This is a genomic window from Clostridia bacterium, assembly GCA_036654455.1.
Lineage (GTDB): Bacteria > Bacillota > Clostridia > Christensenellales > CAG-314 > JAVVRZ01.
Genome location: JAVVRZ010000006.1, coordinates 1 through 21,403 on the forward strand (window position 1 = coordinate 1; position 21,403 = coordinate 21,403).

The 21,403-nt window shown below is 37.3% G+C and carries 15 protein-coding genes, 1 pseudogene and 1 riboswitch; of the genes and pseudogenes, 15 read left to right on the forward strand and 1 reads right to left on the reverse strand.

The window, feature by feature from the left end; translation table 11 throughout:
• From RR062_05325 to RR062_05340, 4 genes are all read left to right on the forward strand, one after another.
• On the forward strand, window positions 1-543 hold a 543-nt coding region (locus RR062_05325), incomplete at its 5' end, for a hypothetical protein (protein ID MEG2027128.1).
• Window positions 544-634: 91 nt separating this feature from the next.
• Complete coding sequence (locus tag RR062_05330; GenBank protein MEG2027129.1) at window positions 635-1,345, forward strand: signal peptidase I; 711 nt, start codon at window positions 635-637, stop codon at window positions 1,343-1,345.
• Window positions 1,346-1,455: 110 nt separating this feature from the next.
• Window positions 1,456-3,009 (forward strand): EAL domain-containing protein, encoded by a 1,554-nt coding sequence (locus RR062_05335; protein MEG2027130.1) that lies wholly within the window; start codon window positions 1,456-1,458, stop codon window positions 3,007-3,009.
• Entirely contained in the window at window positions 3,010-5,313 is a 2,304-nt protein-coding gene (locus tag RR062_05340; GenBank protein MEG2027131.1) for an EAL domain-containing protein, read from the forward strand.
• Window positions 5,314-5,455: 142 nt separating this feature from the next.
• Here the strand turns inward: RR062_05340 and RR062_05345 are convergent, their stop codons facing one another.
• Entirely contained in the window at window positions 5,456-6,646 is a 1,191-nt protein-coding gene (locus RR062_05345; GenBank protein ID MEG2027132.1) for a pyridoxal phosphate-dependent aminotransferase, read from the reverse strand.
• A 786-nt stretch (window positions 6,647-7,432) separates the two neighbouring features.
• Here RR062_05345 and RR062_05350 point away from each other — a divergent pair.
• The 11 genes and pseudogenes from RR062_05350 (at window position 7,433) to RR062_05400 (ending at window position 21,111) form a co-directional block, all read left to right on the forward strand.
• Window positions 7,433-10,393, forward strand: coding sequence for an ABC transporter substrate-binding protein (locus tag RR062_05350; GenBank protein MEG2027133.1), 2,961 nt, complete (start codon window positions 7,433-7,435; stop codon window positions 10,391-10,393).
• A 210-nt stretch (window positions 10,394-10,603) separates the two neighbouring features.
• Complete coding sequence (locus RR062_05355; protein ID MEG2027134.1) at window positions 10,604-11,629, forward strand: ABC transporter permease; 1,026 nt, start codon at window positions 10,604-10,606, stop codon at window positions 11,627-11,629.
• Window positions 11,629-13,188, forward strand: coding sequence for an ABC transporter permease (locus RR062_05360; protein ID MEG2027135.1), 1,560 nt, complete (start codon window positions 11,629-11,631; stop codon window positions 13,186-13,188). The genes RR062_05355 and RR062_05360 overlap by 1 nt, the downstream gene beginning before the upstream one ends.
• A 3-nt stretch (window positions 13,189-13,191) precedes the next feature.
• A pseudogene (locus RR062_05365) lies at window positions 13,192-13,572 on the forward strand (ATP-binding cassette domain-containing protein).
• Window positions 13,573-14,295: 723 nt separating this feature from the next.
• Entirely contained in the window at window positions 14,296-15,360 is a 1,065-nt protein-coding gene (locus RR062_05370; protein ID MEG2027136.1) for an ABC transporter ATP-binding protein, read from the forward strand.
• On the forward strand, window positions 15,350-16,573 hold the full coding sequence (locus RR062_05375; protein MEG2027137.1) for an ATP-binding cassette domain-containing protein: 1,224 nt from the start codon (window positions 15,350-15,352) through the stop codon (window positions 16,571-16,573). Before RR062_05370 ends, RR062_05375 begins: the two co-directional genes overlap by 11 nt.
• A 63-nt stretch (window positions 16,574-16,636) precedes the next feature.
• Window positions 16,637-17,107: a DUF3899 domain-containing protein gene (locus RR062_05380; protein ID MEG2027138.1), complete on the forward strand. Its 471-nt coding sequence runs from the start codon at window positions 16,637-16,639 to the stop codon at window positions 17,105-17,107.
• Between the two features lie 15 nt (window positions 17,108-17,122).
• Complete coding sequence (locus tag RR062_05385; protein MEG2027139.1) at window positions 17,123-17,311, forward strand: hypothetical protein; 189 nt, start codon at window positions 17,123-17,125, stop codon at window positions 17,309-17,311.
• A 382-nt stretch (window positions 17,312-17,693) separates the two neighbouring features.
• Window positions 17,694-18,428 (forward strand): TraX family protein, encoded by a 735-nt coding sequence (locus RR062_05390; GenBank protein MEG2027140.1) that lies wholly within the window; start codon window positions 17,694-17,696, stop codon window positions 18,426-18,428.
• A gap of 290 nt (window positions 18,429-18,718) precedes the next feature.
• Window positions 18,719-19,687 (forward strand): hypothetical protein, encoded by a 969-nt coding sequence (locus tag RR062_05395; protein ID MEG2027141.1) that lies wholly within the window; start codon window positions 18,719-18,721, stop codon window positions 19,685-19,687.
• Window positions 19,684-21,111, forward strand: a complete 1,428-nt coding sequence (locus RR062_05400) for a hypothetical protein (GenBank protein ID MEG2027142.1) — start codon at window positions 19,684-19,686, stop codon at window positions 21,109-21,111. Before RR062_05395 ends, RR062_05400 begins: the two co-directional genes overlap by 4 nt.
• Before the next feature lie 66 nt (window positions 21,112-21,177).
• Window positions 21,178-21,359, forward strand: a riboswitch (Lysine riboswitch).
• Window positions 21,360-21,403: the final 44 nt, after the last annotated feature.

The following is a 21,403-nucleotide window of genomic DNA, read 5'->3' on the forward strand; positions in this document are numbered from 1 at the left end:
CTTGAAAAAGCCGAAAGCGAACGCAAGAAACAAGAACGTCAAACTCTACTTGAACAAGCAAGGCTTGAAAAAGAGCAACAGCATAAAAAAGAAATTGAGGAAAGGCGTATTGCTCTTGAAAAAGCTCGTGAAGAAAAACTAGCACTTGAAAAAGCCGAAAGCGAACGCAAGAAACAAGAACGAAAAGAAAAAACGGAATTAGAGAAAAAGACTCAAACTAAGAAAGTTCAAGAAAAAGTTCAAGAAAAAAAGACTCAAACTAAGAAAGTTCAAGAAAAAGTTGAGCCAAGCCAAAAAGAAATTGCAATCGAGATTGAACAAGAACTTAGTCAAGAAGAAATTTTAGCAAAACAACAAGCCGAACAACAAGCCGAAAGCCAACGCAAGCGTTTAAGCCGTGAGGCTTTGCTAGAAAAGGCAAGACAGCTTAGAGAGGAACAACATCGCCTTCTTGCTCAACAACGAGAAGACGAACAGCAACGTTTGCTTGACCAAATCAATCAAGATAAAGAGGTAGCCTCAACCGATACCAAAATAGACTAATCGCAAGACAACCATTAACAAAATCGTACAAGCTTTATAAGCTAAACTAAGATAAAAACCACAAATATCTTGTTACAAAAAAAGGGAAAAAATGAAAGTCGCAGGCAAAATACTATCTATATTATCATATATACTTCTTGCAGTAGTGCTAGTTATATTTGTAACCGTACTTGTTGCGAGAATTAGAAATGAAATACCTACGCTGTTTGGCTATTCGTTTCACCTTGTAGTATCGCCCTCAATGGAAACGGAGAACGAAGACAGTATTGAAATCGGCGATATGGTGATAGTTAAGCATTGTGACAGTAAAGATATAGCTATGCACGATATTATTCTTTTTGTAAGTCAAGACCCTTCTCAAACAGTCGATGGCAAACCTATGAAAATATTGCATAGGGTAGTAGGCTACGCTAACGAAGAGCATACTTCGTTTATTACAAAAGGCGATAATAATAGTCGTAACGACGACTATCCTTCGGGCGAACTTATAGGTAAAATGGCGGGTAAGTCTAGGGCGTTTGGCGCAGTAATGCTGTTTTTTATGAAAGGCACAAATATTATATTTTTGCTCTTGATAATAGTTCTTGTAGTTTTTATGGCAGTGTTGATAGCCAAACTTGTAACTTCATTTAAAAAAGCTAAGCCAAATGACGAAGAGCAAGTTATGCGCCAAGAAATAATGGAAAAAATTAAAAAGGAACAAGAAGAAAGCAATAATGATAAAGTAATCCAAGCTAATCAAGGCGACGCAAACACTAACCCCGATAACCAAAATGATAAGAGCGGGCAAGATAATCAATAAAAGTAATAATTTAATTTTAAAATAACAAAAAGGCAAATAATCTTTACAATAAATAGAATTTAAGCAAACGTAAATTGTAAAAAGCGACAAACCAAATAAATTGAGGTAAAATGTTTCAAATTGTAATAGACAATAAAAATATTGTAAAAGTTGATAAAACTTTTAAATCTACCTATTGTAGCAGATGGATAGATGGTTTTTTTGACCTTGCCTATTCGTTTGAACTAGAAGCTAACTCGGCAAAGTTTAACGCCGTTGTCAAACTCGAAGATATAAGCGGAGCTGTCCGCTATGCCTTTTTAGAGTGTGAGAATAAGAAAAACAAAATTTACGCAAATGGCGTTGACGTTACTAGCGACATTGGTGAAATTTTAACTATGCGTCAAAAGTATGGCATTGTAAGCTCTACTAAGCTTGGCAACGCTTACACGCTTGACGAACATTGTAAACATAAATTAAAGAAATATTTTGACAGCCTACTTGTATTTAGAATATCCATTATCAATTTAGAAGAATATTCGTTAATGCTAGGCAAGGCTTTCAAAACTATCATATTTAACAAAGTTGCCGAAATGGTAGTAAGCGTTTTTGGCAAAGATACGACATATCAAATAAGCGACTTTGAGTTTATCGTAATGAAAAAAGGCGGAGATTTATATCTAGAAGAGATTGCAAAAATGGCTTTATCGCAAATTAAAACCGTATTTACTATCGAAGACAGAAATGTTATGTTAGATATAAGAATAGGCATCGTCGATTTTAGAAATTATAGCGGAGATATAAATTACCAAATAATCGATACCTCAACTCGTCTTGCAGTAGAAAAGGCTTCAAGGTCAAAATCAGCTCGTAGCTTTGTGTTAAGTTATTATACCGACCGTATTCCAACCGACTTTTCTAAACAAGGCGTAATAGAGCAAATGATTAAGCGTGACCAGTTTGACGTATATTACCAGCCCCAAGTCGACTTAAAAACCAATAAGATTATAGGGCTTGAAGCTCTAACTCGTATTATAGGCGAAGATAAAAAAGATATTACAACCGCCGAATTAATAGCTATTAGCGAAAAGTGTGGCGGAATTTTGCCATTAGGCGAATTTATTTATAAAAAAGCTTTAAGTTTTGCTAAGACATTGCAAACGCAAGGGCAAGACGTCGAAATAGCCATCAACGTTTCTACTATTCAGTTGTTAGAAAGGGGATTTGTTACGGCGTTTACTAATTATGCTAGGTCTTTAAATTTAGATACTTCAAAAATTAACATCGAAATAACAGAAACGGCTATGATGTATTCGGTCGACGCTATTTTACCCAAACTTTCTCAGCTAATTCAATTTGGTTTTAATATTCATATCGATGACTTTGGCACAGGATATTCGTCTTTATCTTATTTAGCAAGTTTGCCTGCAAATTGCATTAAGATTGACAGAGGTTTTGTCGACAAACTAATAGACGACTCTTATTCTATTATAGTTAGCGGAGCTATTATGATAGCTAAGAGTTTAAGAAAGAAAGTTATCGCCGAAGGCGTAGAAACGCAAAAACAAGTTGATATCCTAAGAAAAATTAATTGTGACATAATACAAGGCTATATTATCGCAAAAGCTATGAGCGAAAAAGAAACTCTATCTTTTTTGCTTGATTATGTCAAAAAGGAGGCGTAAGTGTTAGGATTTTTAAATACAAACACAGTTGGCGGTATCTTTTTAATAATTGCAATCTTGATTGTTTCAGGGCTACTTATATGGTTGCTTGTTGTTCGAACAAGACACGATAGACTTTATTTTATAGATTTATACAACAAAAAAAGAATTTTTACCAAGCCCGAAATGTTAAAGTCCCTTAACGGCTCTATCAGCATAAATAGAGAATTCTACTTATTTATGCTACAAGCCAGAAGTTACAAAGACCTTATCTCTCTATATTCGCAGGATAGCGTAGAATCGGCAATGAATTTAATTTTTTCTCGCATCGATACCGAAATGCCCGAAGGAGTAAGGCTTTCTCGCATAGAGCGTGACAGCATCTTAGTATTTGTTAAGCAGGAAAAAAACATAGATATAGGCACAATCGCAAAAAAACTTAAAGATATATCAGCAAGAAACGTTTTGCTAGAAAGCAGAAAAAACATACGAATAGATTTTTCGGTAGCTATCGTAGGCTACCCAAACGACGGCGACAATCTCAGCACCCTTATGAGTATGCTTCAAATATCTTTAACCGATGGCAAACGTGCAGTTTCGGGCAATCTTACTGTAAGTAGAAGCGGACAAATCGCCGTAGAAGACTACGAAACCGAACGCAAAGAGATTAAAGAAGCGCTTGATAAAGAACAGTTTGTGCTATTCTACCACCCCGTATTAGAAACAAGAAATATGAAGATAGCCGGCGCAGAGTGTTTAATTAGATGGAATCACCCAACACGAGGTATGTTACCGCCATCGGCTTTTTTCCCGGTATTTGAACGACTAGGCGAAATGCATGCGCTTGCGCTATGGGTGTTTGACCATTCGGCAAAACAGCTCGCTTATTGGCGCTCCCAAAAGTCGAACAACTTGTGGCTGTCGGTAAATATGTCAATCAACCAACTTAGCAACCCTATAATAGTGCGTGAGTTTACTAAAATTTTGAAAAAATACGACTTAGTAGCCGGCGACTTCTATTTTGAAGTATACGATTTAGCTATGTATTCTAAGCTAGAAGGCATACGCACGACCGTTGACCAACTATCCCGTATGGGCTTTAAAATATCGGTTGATAAATTCGGCAAAGGCAGTTCCTCTATAACCGAGTTAGAACAATTACCATTGTCGCAAATTAAAGTCGATATGAGTTTGCTTGAACGAGCAAGAGAGAACGTCTTGTACGGCGGAATAATAAACACATTGTCGGACTACGTAAGACAAAAAAATATTATGTTAGTCGCTGACGGCGTTGAAAACAAAGAAGACTTAGACTTAGCGCATATATACAAATTGCCGTATTTACAAGGTTTCTACTTTACACGACCGGTATCTACTAACGAATTTGAGAATTTGTTTACCGACGATTCGTGGAAAATTGCCAAAGGTATCGGCGACAGCTTATCTACAAGCATAAACAAAAAAATTGCGTCGCCTGATATTAAAGTCGGTTTAATCCAAGACGACAACACAACAATCGGCGAGAAAATAAATAGTGATAAAATAGATAGTGACAAATCAAACGGAAAGAAAGTACAAATTGACGCTACGACACCCGAATTAAAAGCCAGCGTTAAGAGTTTTTCGGGCGATACTCAAATTGTTGCGCCTTCAACCGATTCAACGCCCATTGATAAAAATGTACTTAAAGTTGGTAAGTTGCTTGACGAAATAGAAATGCCAAACGTAGATAATACTAAACAGGGCGGTTCGGCAAGTGAAATAGCGATCGCTAGCGAGCAAGACGCTTCTTCTAGTCGGTCAAGCCAAACAGGTGGCAAACAAGTAGCAAAGAAAGCCTCAAATGGCGAGCAAGCTGACAAAAACACCGTAGCTAAGGCAAATTCAACCGTAAAAAAGACTTCAACTGTAAAAAAGGCGGTTACTTCTTCGGCAACGGCAAGCAAAGACAATAATACTAGCGACGGCGAAATTAAAGCGAAAAAGCCACCAGCTAAGGCAACCCCAAAAACTGACGGCGAAATTAAGTCGAAAAAGCCACCAGCTAAGGCAACCCCAAAAACTGACGGTGAAGTTAAAGTTAAAAAGCCACCAGCTAAGGCAAGCCCAAAAACTGACGGAAACATTCTCAAAGCAAAAAAGTCTTCAACCAAAGTTATCGAGCCGATAAAAATTGAAGATTCGAGGTTGGGCAAGGGATTAATGCAAGCTAATTCTCAACCCAAACCTACAAATAAACAAAGTAAAGCCGACCCGATAAAGATTGAGGCTATTCCCACCCGAGTAGACGGCTTTGATAATAAGGACGACAAACCCGATACCTAAACAAACAATGCTTTGATAAATGTTGCTTACTATAATATAAACATATTTAAAGAATGTAAGCGTTAAACAAATATTACATTAACTTAAAAAAGACGGAACAATTGTTCCGTCTTTTTTAATTATACTTAATATTTAATAATTACTATTTAAGATTGTAAGATTTTGCAAGTTTTTCAAATGCAGGCAAGCTGTTGAGTATTTGTTGAGTAGTTTTACAGTAAGATATACGCACAAAACCCGGATAACCAAAACTGTTGCTCGCAACAAGCAGTAATTCAAATTCTTTTGCCTTTTGGCAGAATTTATTTGCGTCGCTTTCGGGACTCTTGACAAATAAATAGAATGCTCCGTCGGGGTGAACGCAAGAAAAACCGTATTGCGTGAGGGCGTCATATAATATATTACGATTTTGTTCGTAGACCTTAATATCGCTTGTTGCGCCCATACATAGTGGCATTAACTTTTGGTACATACTCGGGGCGCAAATATAGCCTAAATATCTGCCTGCTCCGCAAATTGCTGCGTAGATATCGTCAATGCTACGCATATTTGGTGTTAAGGCTACGTATCCAATTCTTTCGCCCGGAAGCGACCAAATTTTGGAGAAAGAGTAGCAAACAATAGTGTCGGTGTAATACGCTGGGATATAAGGAACAACGGTGTTGTCATAGACAAGTTCTCTATATGGTTCGTCGGATACTATAAATATTTGGCTGTCAAATTCCTTTTCTTTGCGAACAAGAATGTCGGCAAGTTGTTGAATAGTTTTGCTAGGATAAACTACGCCGGTTGGGTTGTTGGGGGAATTTACTACAACTGCCTTAGTGTGAGCCGTAATTAATTTCTCTAACGCATCAAAGTCAGGCAATAGCGTGTCGCTATGCGAAGGACAAGAAACAAGCTTTGCGCCTGCCGAATCGATAAATACGCTGTATTCGGCAAAATATGGAGCAAATAGAATAATTTCGTCGTCCGGCACAGAAATTGCGTGGAAAGTTGCCGATAATGCCGCCGATGCGCCAACGGTTAGGTATATGTAGTTAGGGTCAAGGTAAGCGTGTTGAGTCTTGTCAATAAAGTCCGCAACCGCTTTGCGAGATGCAAGGTCGCCTTGCGCCGAAGTATAACCGTGCAGTTCAACCGGATTAGAATTTTTTAATAAGTCAATTAATGTTTGTGTAATGCAATCGGGCGCTGGTACGCTAGGGTTGCCAATACTAAAATCGAATACGTTCTCTTTGCCAATTTGTTGTTCACGTATCTTGCTGTACTCGAAGGTTTCTCTTATTGCCGAGCGTTTTTTACCCAGTTGCATCATTTTTTTTGATATCATTATATTTCTCCTTAATATTATTTTAATTTAAACAAAATATATCACACAAATAGACAAGTGTCAAGAGCATAAAAACTTAAATATTTTTTGTTAAATATCATAGATATCAAACAGTATTTAAAAAGGCAATTTTTAATAAATTATACAAAAAAAGACTTCTCAAAACAAAAATATTCAAATTTTCTTCTTATTATACAAAACACAATGGAATATCATATAATAAAAAGCCTTATGGTTAAGATTATATAATTATATTTTAAAGACGGTTAAAGCTATATAAATACAAAATTTAAGTTTTTATTGTCGTCTTTAATGGCAAAAGTTGATTATGTTTATTGCATATTAAATAAAAATAGAGTCGCTAATTCAAAAATAGTTGGTAAAATTTAAATATTGATGTAAGCGAATGTTCTTAAAAGTAGCAAAAAGGAAAAGATTTGTTAATTATTTACAATCTTTTTTTAAAAAGGGTATTGACAATTATTGTGAGTATGGTAAAATTTAAATGTAGTTTGTGATGGAAAATCAAAAAAATATATCTAAGGTGGAATACATACGCGCAGAACTTACATAACACTTTATTAAATGATAAAATGGCAAGATGAGCGCATTTTGCTACCTTTATTATTAATTTTTATTAATATTAGCGTCACAAGTTTGACAAACCTGCCTTGATGGGGTAAAATTAACAAAATATATTTCTTGAAGGTGCTCCGCTTGCTAAGGTAAGCCAAAAACCTTACAGGTTAATATAATTAAACACAACATAAAAATGGAGGTAAAACTATGAAAAAAAGCAAAATTTTAGCATTATTACTTGCTGTAATTATGCTATTGACTGCTGGTCTTGCTGCCTGTGCTCCTTCCGCTGACGAAATTGCAAAAGCAAAGGGCGAATTAGACGCTTTCGCAACCGAGTTAAAAGGAAAGACAGATTACTCAACAGAGCAACTAGCTCAGTTAGACGAAGCTTTGGCAGCTGCTAAGACAGCGCTTGACAACGCCAAAGACTCTGACGCCCTAGCTGCTGCCGTTACCGCTGGTAAGGCTGCTCTATCCGCAGTTGACGCAGCTACCGAGATTGCTAAGGCAAGAGCGGACGCTATTAAGGCGATTGAGGCAGAAGTAGCTCAGCTTGACGAAAAGTACGATTACACTGCGGCAAACTTAACCAAACGTAACGACGAAGTTGCTAAGGTTAAAGCTGCAATTAATGCCGGACTTAATCAAGACGCTATCGACGCAGCGTCTGCTAATGGCAAAGCTGCAATCAATGGAATTGCTCACACAGTTAAGGAATTCACATACCAAGATACATTTGTGACCGCTCCTTCTACTTGGAATCCTCATACATATCGTACAACTGATGACTCATACCTAATTGGTTACATCACAAACGGTTTGTATAGTTTCTATTTCAATGATACGTTTAATGGATACAGTATTAAACCTGAAATGGCAGAAGCTGAACCCGTTGACATCACTGAAGAAGCAAAGAAAGAAGCAAAATGGGGTATCCCAGCTGACGCTACTAAGGGTTACGCTTATAAAATAGCTCTTAACAGAAACGCTGTTTGGGAAGATGGCACACCTATCAATGCTGAAACTTATATGTATTCTTTAAAAGAACTACTTAATCCCGCTGCGCAAAACTACCGTGCGCAAGACGCAATCAACGGACAATTAGTTTATAAGAATGCTGAAAAGTATTTTAGATCAGACTCTCCTATTTATGAAGCTGTTGTTAAATACGTAGACGATAAGCCAGTTATCACAGATCCTGATTGGGCAACCAAAGATTTGTGGGTATCAATGACTAAGTATCCTACGTTTGGCTCTTATACATTCTTTGACCTAGAAGATTATGGCGCATCATACGTTAAAGATGGCGTTAATATTCGTGAGAAATTAACCAAACTTGAAAATATGTATGGCTATTTCAAACTTGACGATACAAACAGAGCTGACTTTGAGTATTGCGTAGGTCAATATGGTTCTCCGTTTGGAATGAGCCCAGAACAAATGCTACAACCCGGTAACCTTCGTGAATTCTACTCGTTATACAAAGGAATGACCGAAAAATTTGACTTTGCTAACGTTGGTATGTATCAAGGCAAAGACGAATACGAACTTGTAATTGTACTTGAAAAAGCTCTAAGCGGTTTCTATCTACTTTACAATTTATCTTCAAATAACATTGTTCACAAAGGCTTATACGAAGCTAATAAGGTTGTTGTTGGTAGCACATTCTCTTCAACATACAACACATCCACAGACACAACGCTAAGCTATGGTCCTTACAAACTTCAAAGATACCAGAACAGCAAAGAAATGTACCTAGTTAAGAATGAAAAATGGTACGGCTGGACCGATGGCAAACACACGTTTATAGACCCTAAGGGCGTAGAGCACGAAATGTATCAAGCTACCGCTGTTCACGCAAAATTAGTAGCTGAGGCTTCAACCAGAAAAGAAATGTTCTTAAAAGGACAACTTGACGGTTACGGTCTACAAAAAGCTGACTTTGCAGAATATCGTACAAGCACTCGTATTTACTTTACTCCTAGCGAAACAATATTCTTCTTAATCTTAAACGGCTATACCAAGGCTCTTGAAGCTAGACAAAATGCAACGCCCGGCGTTTGCAGAAAGATTATTGCTTACAAAGATTTCAAGATGGCTATGTCACTAGCTTATGATAAAGAAGCATTTGCAGCTTCGATTTCTCCCGCTCGTTCAGGTGGTTATGCTCTAATAGGCGACCCATACATTTACGAACCGGAAACCGGCGCTCAATATCGTAGCACCAAACAAGCTATGCAAGTACTTTGTGACTTCTACGGTATGGAATATGGCGATGGCGAAGCTTATGCTACAATTGAAGAAGCCGTTGCAGCTATTACCGGTTACAACCCAACTCTTTCAAAAGAGTATTTCTTAAAAGCAATCAACGAAGCTATTAAGAATGGCGATATGGTTGCCGGCGATAGAGTTGAAATTGTTTATGCAATTTCATCAGACTCAGACTTTATGACACAAACAATCAATTACCTTAACGCAGGAATTAAAGCCGTACTTGCAGGCACAGAGTACGAAGATAAGATTACCGTAGTTAAGAGCGCTCCTTGTGGTGGCCAATGGTCAGAAAAGATTAGAAGTGGCGAACTTGACACCGTTCTTGGCGGTTGGTCTGGCGGACTACTTGACCCGTTTGGAATGATGGACTGCTATGTAAACCCTGCAAAACAATATGATGGCAAGTGGTTCAATGCAAACGAAGTTAAGTTAACTCTAACTCTTGCTGGTTACACCAAAGATGCTGACGGTAAAGATTTACCTGCTGGCGAGACAATTAGTTATAACGAAGGCAAACCAATAACCCTAACCTTAAAACAATGGTCTGACTGTATTAGTGGTACAGCTATTGAAGTAACAGTTGGTGGCACAGTAGAAGCTCCCATTAAGATTACTTTAAACTTTGGTTATGGTATGGCTCCCGCTGATGCAAGACTTGATATTTTGGCTGCTATTGAAGGTACTGTTCTACAAACTTACAACTACATCCCAATGTTACAAGACGCTGGCGCATCATTACTATCATTCAAGCTTGAATGGATCAAACAAGACTATGACGCCGTTATGGGTCGTGGTGGTCTAACATACGCTAGATTTAACTACTCTGATAAGGCTTGGACAGCATTTGTAGCTGCGCAAGGCGGAGAACTTAACTACAAGTCAAGTACATAATAGTACTTAACTAGCTAAGATTTTACACTTATTCTAGCATAGAAACTAAGTTAATACTGGGGCATTTAATATGCCCCAGTACTTAACCGAAAAGCTATATTTGTTTTACTTATGTCGCTAGAAATTTAAGCTATATTTGCATTACCTATGTCGCTAGAAATAACGTTATAGGCAATGTAAATAAATTAAAATAACTATAGGAGAAATACGATGTTTAAGTATGCAATTAAAAGAATACTCCTCATGTTGTTGACATTCAGCATTATAATGCTAATTTGTTTCGTACTTGTTAAGTTATTGCCTCTGCCAGAGGTACTAGACGAAAGATACAGAGAAGCAATACTTGCAAGAAGAGAGATGCTAGGATACAACAAACCAATCTTAGTACAATTTGGCTTACTGGCTAAATATGTAATTACAGACTGGAATTGGGGACTGGGTGAAACTTATATGACAGGCCTTGAAGTAGCCGATGTTTTTGCCGAGAAGCTACCTGCGACTATGATAGTCAACTTATGGTCTATTATACTAAGTATCCCGATTGGCATAGCGCTTGGTGTGTGGGCTGCTCTTAAAAAGAATTCTATTACCGACCACACAATTTCTACGGTTGTTATGTTATCTATTTCCGTCCCGTCCTTTGTTTACGCCTTCCTGGTTCAATATTTATTCTGCTTTAAACTAGGTTGGTTTGATATGCAAATGCTAGCCTTAGGCGAGTGTATGAAAAAGATGGGGTATGATTTAAACTTAGTTGGATACGATGATTTGTCTTGGATTAAACAAGCTGGGGTATATTTTTCGCTACCAATGTTTTTGAGCATTATGCCTGCGATTATGTCGTTGTCCTTTGGTACGATTGCCGGCTTTACAAGGGTAACAAGAGCCGAACTTACCGAGGTATTGACGAGCGAATTTATGTTGCTTGCCAGAACAAAAGGTTTAACTAAGGCTCAGGCTACATATAGACACGCTATGAGAAACTGTATGGTAGTTATATTGCCCGCTATATTTGGTCAATTTATTGGAATTTTAGGAGGCTCGCTGGTCATTGAGAAGATATTTGGTATTCCCGGCGTTGGCGAGCTATACTTAGGTTCTATTACTGCAAGAGACTATAACTTCTTTATGATGTTAACTGCGTTCTATACCTTTATTGGTCTAGCCGCTGGTATTGTTGTCGACATCAGTTACGGATTCATTGATCCGAGGATTAGAATGGGGGCGAAGAAATAATGAACTCACAAGATATGAAGACAACTGTAATCGCCAAAGAGAAGTTTCAATTTGCTCAACTTGGCGATAGATTAAGCGACAAAAAGTTAGAAACTAAGCCGGTAGGGTATCTTAAAGATGCTCTTATAAGATTTAGAAAGAATAAATCTTCGGTTATAGCCGCATTTATAATTGCCTTTTTGGTATTGTTTGCAATCGTTGCGCCTATGATATCGCAATACACCTTGCAAGATAAAGACTTAGTTTATCAAACAAAGCGTCCTTATGCGGCAATTTTTGCACCCCTTGGTTTTTGGGACGGTGGCTATAATAATATGAAGAACGAAAGCGACTATTTATTTGAACACGCTAAGTTTATAGAAACCGGACACAACCCAATAATTGCGCTACACAAAGAGATTACCGAAGAAGTTGAGGTGATAGTTAACGGCGTTCCTCAAAAAATTACGAGAAAGAATTACGATGTAAGAATTGACTCGTATCACGAGGTTGGCATAATAATGAAGAACTTGTCAGCCGCCGAATACGAGCAAGTACAGGCTTATCAAGATGCGACAGGCAGACAAATAATTTATCCTTTGGTTAACAAGACTCTACTTAATGGTAGAGACGAGACCGTTGGCGGACCAAACTATTGGTATTGCGTTGATAAATTAGGCAAACCCGAACTTGACAAAGATGGCAACTTTATCCCTGCGTATTTGGACAAGACTAAGCCCGGACAAAGCAGAACTGATAATTATACTAGTCAACGTATCAAAGGCGACGTAGGCAATTATGTTTATGCAGAGCTAAACCAATCCGGTTACAGTACTCGTATATGCTATTATGAATATTACATCTATATTAATGGCTACGCTCCAACTTACTTATTTGGCACGACTAGCTTAGGACAAGATTTATTCTGCGCAATAGGTCAAGGCGCAAGATTTTCACTTATGCTCGCTATTGTAGTATCGGCGCTTAACTTAACAATCGGCGCAATTTATGGCGCAATTGAAGGTTATTACGGTGGCGCTATCGATATGATATTAGAAAGGGTTTCGGACGTCTTGTCGGGTGTGCCGTTTATGGTCGTAGCGACCTTATTCCAGATGCACTTGGCTGAAAAGGTAGGCGTAGTCGTCAGCTTCCTGTTTGCTTTCGTAATGACGGGGTGGATAGGTATGGCGTCGTTAGTACGTAAGCAATTTTATAGGTTTAAAGGACAAGAATATATCTTAGCCGCTAAATCATTAGGAGCGGGAGATTTTAGAATAATGTTTAAGCACATTTTCCCCAACTCGCTAGGCACTATTATAACAAGTTGCGTACTTGTAATACCGGGTGTAATTAGTAGTGAAACGATGATGACTTATTTAGGCATAGTAGACCTAAGCGGTACAAACAATACCAGTATTGGCACATTACTTGCGCAAGGTAACACTTATTTAACATCTGCGCCACACGTATTGTTCTGGCCTTCGCTATTCCTAGCTTTACTGTTAATAACATTTAACTTGTTTGGTAACGGTCTAAGAGATGCGTTCAACCCATCATTAAGAGGAGCGGAGGACTAAACAATGGAAAAGAAATTACAAGTAAAGAATTTAAAAATATCGTTTAGAACAAGCAATGGCAAAGTGCAAGCTGTTCGTGACGTTAGTTTTGACCTCAACAAAGGCGAAACACTCGCCATAGTTGGCGAGAGTGGTAGCGGTAAATCTGTTACCAGTAGAGCAATCTTAGGCATACTTGCAAACAACTCTATTATTGAAGATGGCGAGATATTCTACGACGGTCAAGACTTACTTAAAATAACCGAAGACGACTTCCATAAGATAAGAGGCGACAAGATAGCTATGATTTTCCAAGACCCTATGTCGAGTCTTAACCCGGTTGTGCGTATCGGCAAACAACTAACTGAGGCAATGTTACTCAAAAACAAGGCAAGCAGAAGAAACAGCCGTAGAGATTTCCACGAGAAAATGAATTTACTGTTGAAATGCACTAACCTTGCTATGGGCGCTCAAACTAATAAAGAAGTATCAGCGGCAAACAGCGCAAAAGTTAAAAAGTTTAACAAATTTGAACTTAAACATATCCAATTAGAGGCGTCGTACAATATTGCTCACGAAGCTGCAAAAGAAGGGTTAGAAGACGTAGAAGAGTTAATCCTTCAAATACCCAAGCTTGCAGTAGTTAATATTGTAAAAGAAGTTCAAAGCATAGTCAAAAAGTCAGTTCTTGCAATTAACCCCTTTGTGGTAATCAATGGCGAGGAAATGAACGCTTTGTCAACTCAGCTAACCGAGCTTGCCGAGTTACACAAAAAAGACAAACTATTTGACGATATTATGCCAATCGCAAAGCAAATTAAAACTTTGCTAGATAACGCTTTGGCGTTAGAACAACCAAACTTTTTTGCGCTAGGTTACTATTTAACTTTTGTAGACGGCGTAGTTCCTGAAAAAGCAAGCATAGCTCAACTCAATGCAGAAATGAGAAAAGTTCTTGACGACGAGTTTATGATTGACTTTATCGCTACAATGGAGAATGGTATTAAATACTCTTTCCAAAAATCACTAGAAGAAAAGAAAAACGTAGTTAAATTACTTAGCGAACAAATTGCGATATTTGACAAATCTGGTTTTACCAAAAAAGACGCAAACGATGCTTTCAAACTTATGTTTAAAGCAGTTAGCTTATCGCTAGATAGATTGCAAATTATTAAAGACAGCCTTGCTTATACCTTTAAGTCGTCTTTAAAAAGCGCAATCGACAACTACTTTGTAGCTATTAAGAAGAACGCTACCGAAGTTGTTAGATTTAATAAACAAACTGCAAAGAAGAACAAGGCTGAGGCAAGGGGCAAGGAAGTTAGCTGGACGGTAGTTCCAGCCGACGTAAAAGACCTTGACGTAATGAAAGACCATATTAAACGCATTATCAACAACCTTATCGCTCACTATTCTAAGGCAGAAGATAACGCCGAACATTATGACGCTAACGCAACGGCAATCGACCTAATAGACTTCTTTAAGACTATGTCGTCGGCAATGGTTTATAAAGTAACGCCCACAATGGCAAATAATACTGCCCTTAAACTAATGGAAGAAGTTGGTATACCCGAAGCTCGCAAGAGATTTAGACAATATTCTTTCCAATTCTCAGGCGGTATGAGACAGCGTATTGTTATCGCTATCGCTTTGTCGGCTAACCCCGATATCTTGATTTGCGACGAACCTACAACTGCGCTAGACGTTACAATCCAAGCTCAAATTCTTGAATTAATCAATGACCTTAAACGTGAAAGGCATTTGTCGGTTATCTTTATTACCCACGACTTAGGCGTCGTAGCTAATATGGCAGACCGCATAGCCGTTATGTATGCAGGCAAAATTGTAGAATATGGCACAGCAGAAGACGTTTTCTACAACCCCAGACACCCTTATACTTGGGCTTTGTTGTCTTCAATGCCCGACCTTGACACAAATGAAAAGTTGGACGCTATACCCGGCACGCCTCCAAATATGATTTACCCGCCACTTGGCGACGCATTTGCAGAAAGGAATAAATACGCTATGCAAATTGACTTTGAGGAGCAACCTCCAATGTTCCAAATCAACGAAACGCACTATGCCGCTACGTGGCTATTGCATCCGGACGCTCCAAAAGTTGACCCGCCTAAGGCTGTTACAGACAGAATTGCCCGTATGAAGAAGTTAGGAGGCGCTAGTGATGGAAAATAATAATGAAATTTTACTCAAAGTAGAACATTTATGTCAATACTTTAAGATGGGACCAGGATTTGAACTTAAAGCTGTAAATGACATTAGCTTTAACATCAAAAAAGGCGAAGTTTTCGGGCTAGTTGGCGAGTCTGGTTGCGGTAAAACAACTACGGGTCGTTCAATTATGAAGTTATACGACGCTACGTCGGGTAACGTTTATTTCAAGGGCGAAAGAATTGTAGCAGGGACACGTTCTTATCAAAACGCTATCAAAACGGCAAAAAATGACTTTAAGGCTTTTTGCAAAACTTCTACCGATAAACTTGAAATAGAGAAAAAGAGAGCCGAAACCGAAAAAATAGTTTTAGCCCAAAGACAACTTATCAAAGAGGCTAGATTTGACCATCTAAATTGCGATAAAGTTTATTCTCGCAAATTAGTTGACAAATTAAACGACGAATACCTACCTCAAATTGATGCCGCTCAATCTGATGCCGAAAAAGCTAAGCTAACCACCGAATATAAAGAAAAAGTTAGACTAGCTAAGAAAGAAAGATTGATTAACGAAATTCAAATGATTTTCCAAGACCCAATAGCTTCTCTTGACCCTCGTATGACGGTTAGAGATATTATATCCGAAGGTTTAATTATCAAAGGCGTTAAGGACAAAAAGTATATAAACGACCAAGTCAACACAGCGCTTGAACAAGTTGGCCTTGTGCGTGAACACGCCGATAGATATCCCCACGAATTTAGTGGCGGTCAACGACAAAGAATAGGCGTAGCTCGTTCAATCATTATGCGCCCCGAGCTAATCGTCGCCGACGAACCTGTTTCTGCGCTAGACGTTTCTATACAAGCGCAAGTTATCAACCTTTTAAACGACCTAAGGAAAGAATTAGGGCTAACAATTATGTTTATTGCCCACGACTTGTCGGTTGTTAAGTACTTCTCAAATAGAATTGCAGTTATGTACTATGGCAATTTGGTTGAGTTAACTACTTCAAACGAGTTATTCTTAAATCCTTTACACCCATACACTCGTTCCTTGTTATCGGCAATACCTCTTCCAGACCCAATCTATGAGAAGACTAGAAAGAGAATTGTCTATAATCCTATCGCAGACCACGATTACACAAAAGAAAAACCAATTTTAAGAGAAATCAAAGAAGGGCATTTTATCTTGTGTAACACTGAGGAGTTTGAAAGATACAAGAAGGAATTAAAGTAATTTAACGTATTTAGTTTATAAAAGCCTTGTATATAACAAGGCTTTTATAAATAGAGGAGTAATATGCCATTTGACGAGAGCAAACAATTAATACCAAAAGACGACGTAGATAAAGAGAGAGAAAGGCAAGCGCTTAAACGGTATAAACTGAAAAACTATCTTATTACAGCCGCAATTTCGGTAATTTTTCTTTTTTTATGTATGTTTGCCGTTGGACTTTTTAAATCAACAGAAACAGCCGACATATTAATGGCTCTATGCGATTCTTTTTTTATTGTAGCGGTTATTATTACGGGTTTAGGTCTTTTAATTTTTACAGGCAACAAAGGTACTTTTGATATGATTGTTTACGGCATTAAGTTTACGGTTTCGTCCATTTTTGTAGCTCCCGAAAAAAGAAAAATACGTAATTTTGCCGAATACAAAGAAAAGAAACACGTAGAAGACGTTCCGTTTATGCACATGATTTTTATCGGTCTAGGATATTTAGTAGTAAGTTTGGCTTTTTTAATCGCCTATTACTGTGTTGTTTAACAAGAGGCTATAAATATGCCACAATGTATTAAATGCGGTAGGGAAATTAGTAGCTACGGACTATGCGCTAATTGCTCAAATGCAAGTTCTAATAGATTAAACAGTAAGGCGCTCGTTTGCCCTAAATGCGGAAGTAGATATTGTCGCAAGAATAAAGACGGCGTAGGTTATTATTGTTCAATGTGTAAAACTAAATTTAATTAACTATTTGCTCTCTTTATGAGAGCATTTTTATTTCACAAACATTTGTAATGAGAATAGTTTTAGTTTCCAGTTCGTAGCAAAGTAGTTCTTAAATTGTATGGCAGGGTTACTTTTACCAAAAGCATTTACCTTTGTTAATTTTTCTAGCAAGAGCGTTTGTTTTTTAGTCATTTAAATTACATTAGCGTAGCAAATTTAATACCCGGGTATTATTTAGTTTAATTTAGTGGCATAACAAATTCGTTTTATTTTTTTAAAAAAACATTCTAACTTATTTAATTTATATGTCATTTTTGTAATAACTTGGGCTAAAATATTTGCAAAACGCAAGATATATTGAATTATATTTTATCTTATGCTATAATTAATTTTAGAGGTGATTGTGCTTAAAGAAAGAGAGAATGTGGGCGTTTTGTCAAGCAATGCGCTAAAATTAATTGCGATTATTAGTATGACAATAGACCATTTCGGTATGTTGTTTTATCCGCAAGCAACTTGGCTTAGAGCAATCGGTAGAATTTCTTACCCAATATTTGCCTTTATGCTTGCGCAAGGTTCGATGTTTACACGCCATAAGCTAAAATATTTTATGCAAATATTTCTACTCGGCATACTTTGTCAAACTGTATCCGTGCTTGCTCTAAACGACTATCACCAGAATGTTTTAATAACGCTGTCGCTTGCCTTACTTTTTTGCTACATTTCGCTTTGGCTAAAAAATAGTGTAAAAACTCAAAATACTCGGCAAATTATTCTAGCTAGTTGCGTTGCAATAATTTATCTGTCTTTGATGTATTACCTATGCTACTATTTGGGAAAAACTATTAACAACCCGCAATTTGCGATTGACTATGGCTTAATCGGCATAGTTTTGCCCTCAACGCTGTTATTTGCCGACAACAAATGGCTTAACTTTGCAAGTTTTAGCTTGGGTTTGATTCTTTTATCGCTAAGTAGCGTCGCCGTACAATGGTTTTGCCTACTAGCTTTGCCTCTACTACTGTGTTACAGCGGAAAGAGGGGACAAGCCCAACTTAAATATTTGTTTTACATATATTACCCCTTGCATTTAGCTGTCTTGTACGCCTTACTCTACCTAAAATTATTTATTTGGTAGAGTTAGACGCAAAATTAACAAGCGTAACGTTTGCTTGTCAAGATATATTTTGTAATTTACAAGCTTCGACCTAGAAACAAAAATGAAAATTACAGCGTTTGCTTGCCAAGATATATTTTGTAATTTATCGACAAAACGCTATGAAAATACTGTAAATTCTTGTAAAATAGATATGTAAGCGCAAGAAAAATATTCTATCGCAATTTACGCTTAAAACATAAGCAAAAATATATTTATCGCAATTTACATTAGTTAAGATAATATAACGGCGCTTGGAGATTTTTAAAAAAATGATAATTGATTATATAGAAAATGATTATGTGGTATCGGTAGTTGGAATGTGTAAAAATGCCGGCAAAACTACCGTACTTAATAAATTAATAGAGCAATATAGAGGCGAAAGGCTTGCGCTTACTTCGGTTGGGCGTGACGGAGAATCGCAAGACGTTGTTACTAATACTATAAAACCTAAGATTTATGTAAATAAAGGCGTTATGTTTGCAACCGCAAGCGAGCTGTTGCCATTTTGCCATATTACAAAAGAGATTATTTATACAACAAATATAAACACTCCGTTAGGCAAAGTTGTAATTGTTCGGGCGCTTTCTTGCGGTTTTGTTCAACTTGCTGGGCCGTCTATGGTCGACCAACTGCAAACGCTTAAAGACTTGTTTATAGGGCTTGGCGCAACCAAAATTTTAATCGATGGCGCAATTTCTCGGCGTAGTATTGGAAACCCCGACTTGTCTAACTCTATAATTTTATCAACCGGCGCATCGCTTAGCCACAGTATCGACGAACTTGTAGAGCAAACCGCTTATATGGTAAAATTGCTTTCGGTTGAAAAAATGGACGAGAAACTTTACCAAACGATAAAAGAGCATAAAGGCACGTTGTTTTTATCTAGCAAAAATGACTTGCTTGCAAAAGATTTGTCCTTAAAAGAAACGCCTGAAAATACTAAATTTATCTATGTCGATACGGCGTTGACCGACAGCTTAGTAGCTCCGTTACTGAGTTTAAATATTAATGATTTGACAATTTACGCTTATGACAGTAGCAAAATTATGCTTAGCAAAAAAATCTATGATAATCTTGTCGTAAGAAAAATTGGTCTTGGCGTCGTTAAAAATGCAAATTTAAGAGTCGTTACTATTAATCCATTGTCATATAGGGGAATTATGCTAGACAAAAATATATTATTAAAGAGAATGCAACAAGAAATACAAATACCTGTTGTAAATGTCGAGGAAGAATGAAAACTTTTACCGCCGAACAAAAACGTTTAATCGGGCTTAAATTTGTTATTGAGAATATTTGTCCAACATCGCCCTATGGAATAGAGAGGCTTAAAAGGCTAAGTGTTTTTTCACGTAGCCAAATTGGCGAATTGAATTGCGAACTTGATAATCTTAAATTAGTAGTTGATAATTATCGTAAATTTCAAGCAGAATTTGAGATGCTCGCTCATTTGTTTAGTCAAAGTAAGTATATTTTGCGTTCTATCAAAAGGTGCGCTAGCCTTCAACTCGACGAAGTAGAGCTGTTTGAGTTTAAGGAATTTCTATTGCTTTGCAAAAAAATTATCACTCAATTTAATATAATAAATCAAGAAATAAAGTTAAATTTAAGTTTTGCCGACACTACAAAACCGCTTGAAATTCTCGACAAAGACGGTAGCGGTATACCCACTTTTTATATAGAAGACACTTCTTCGCCCGAACTCGAAGCGGTTAGAAAACAAAAAAGGGCGATAGAAAAACTGATAAAACAAAATTTAAAAACACCCTCAAATATGCAAGAACTTATTAATTTGTCGGTAAAAGAAATGCAAATAGAAAATGTTATTAAAGCATCGTTATGCCAAAAATTAATTCCTTATCTTGGCGACATAGAATATAATTGCAATCAAATAGCTAGGCTTGATTTATTGATAGCTAAGGCTGTTTTTGCCTTAAAATATCCTTCGTCTAGACCTCAAATAGACTGCGAAAATTTAAAAGTTGTAGATATGACAAATCCGCAAATAAGCGATTTGTTGCAACAACGTGGGCAGAGCTTTACGCCCCTTGCTATTTGTATAGGTTCGGGGGTAACGGTCGTCACAGGGGCTAATATGGGCGGTAAAAGCGTGTTTATTCAAACTATAACGCTTAACGTTATTTTGGCGCACCTTGGTTGCTATGTTTTTGCTAAAAAATTTGAAACGCCATTTTTTGATTTTTTCTCCTTTATTTCGTGCGAACAGGAACAAATTAGCAAGGGGTTGTCGGGATTTGGGACAGAAATAGTCAACTTAAATTTCGTCTATCGTCAGGCAAAAAAAGAAGTTGGTTTTATTGTTTTTGACGAGTTTGCCCGTAGCACTAACGCAGGCGAAGCGCAAACAATTTTTTCTGCCGTTGTCAAAACTTTCAATCAAAATAGTAGTTTTGTCTTAATGACAACGCACCTAGATAACGTTGCCGACGAGGCAAAATATCACTATCAAGTAATCGGGTTAGATAAGGATAAAATTAAAAAAATGCGTTTGTTCGACCAAGAACAAGGCATAGAGCAAATCGCCGGTTGTATGAATTACGGTCTTGTAAAAGTCGACAATATTCCTTTGCCAAAAGACGCTATTACAATTTGCAAATTACTCGGGCTTGATAGCGATATTTTAAGTAAAATAGAGCCTTAAACCAAAAAAATTTGTGTAAACTCTGTTGACAAAATAAGTTACAATATAGTATAATATAAATATAATTAAATACATAGAGGAGCGAGTAACAAGGTATAACTTAACTTGGGCTGCAACCCCCGATAGTTAGTTAGAATATGCTGCTTGCCGAAGGCTAGCAGTTTGTTGCGACTGTTCGTCTGGTAACAATACTTAGGGTGTTGTTACTGTCAATTTAACAGATAGTTAGTTGAAGCGCTATTAGAGAATTTTACATTCTTTAATAGCTTTTTGTATTTTTTAGGAGGAGTTT